This window comes from Campylobacter felis (genome assembly GCF_030250085.1).
Classification (GTDB): Bacteria; Campylobacterota; Campylobacteria; order Campylobacterales; family Campylobacteraceae; genus Campylobacter_D; species Campylobacter_D upsaliensis.
Genome location: NZ_JANURX010000039.1, coordinates 1 through 837, shown reverse-complemented (window position 1 = coordinate 837; position 837 = coordinate 1). Strand labels below are relative to the sequence as shown.

Annotated in this window: 1 protein-coding gene; it reads left to right on the top strand. The window is 26.4% G+C overall.

The window, feature by feature from the left end; genetic code table 11:
- Window positions 1-170 precede the first annotated feature (170 nt).
- Complete coding sequence (locus NYG92_RS09125) at window positions 171-788, top strand: recombinase family protein (RefSeq protein WP_006803298.1); 618 nt, start codon at window positions 171-173, stop codon at window positions 786-788.
- The last annotated feature ends 49 nt before the right edge of the window (window positions 789-837 follow it).

Genomic DNA, 837 nt, shown 5'->3' with positions numbered 1-837 from the left:
AGAACCAAAGCGAGTGATTTTTTCATTTTTTTCTCCTTGTTATAAAAAAATGTTCGTTAAATTCTTATTTTTTATATCTATAAAAAGTATAATTTAATACATACATTGTGTTATAATTAAGTGTATTTATACCATTTAATTAAATCAACGAATTTTGTAGTAGGAGAAATATGGTTTTAGCATACATTAGGGTAAGCACTAATAAACAGGATATAGAAACACAAAAATATCAAATTTTACAATATGCTTTTAATGAAAAATTGAATATAGATGAATTTGTAGAAGTGCAGCAAAGCTCCACTAAAAGTCCGCATAAAAGAAGAATTAATGAATTGAAATCTAAAGTTAACAAGGGCGATATATTAATTGTTTATGAAATTTCGAGACTTGGTAGGAGTATGTTTGAAACTATGAATTTGATTTTAGAGTTATCAGAACAAGGAGTTCAATTTGTCTTTTTAAAACAACCTGAACTTAGCAGTTTTAATAGTGCCCACTCAAAATTATTGCTGAGTTTTTATACCTATATGGCAGAAGTAGAAAAAGATTTTATCTCACAAAGAACAAAGGCTGGACTTGAAAAAGCTAGAGCAAATGGAAAGATTTTAGGGCGTCCTGTTGGCTCTTATTCTAGTATGTATGATGAGCATTTGGAAACAATTAAAGAACTCATAGATAAAGAATTATCTTTAAAATCTATTTGGAAGTATATAGGCAAAAAAGGTAGCTATGTAACATTTTACAATTTTTGCAAATCAAGAAAACTAATAACAAAGAGTTTATCATAAATTAAGTTTTATTTGATATAGTTTTAATTTAACGAACATTTTTTTATAA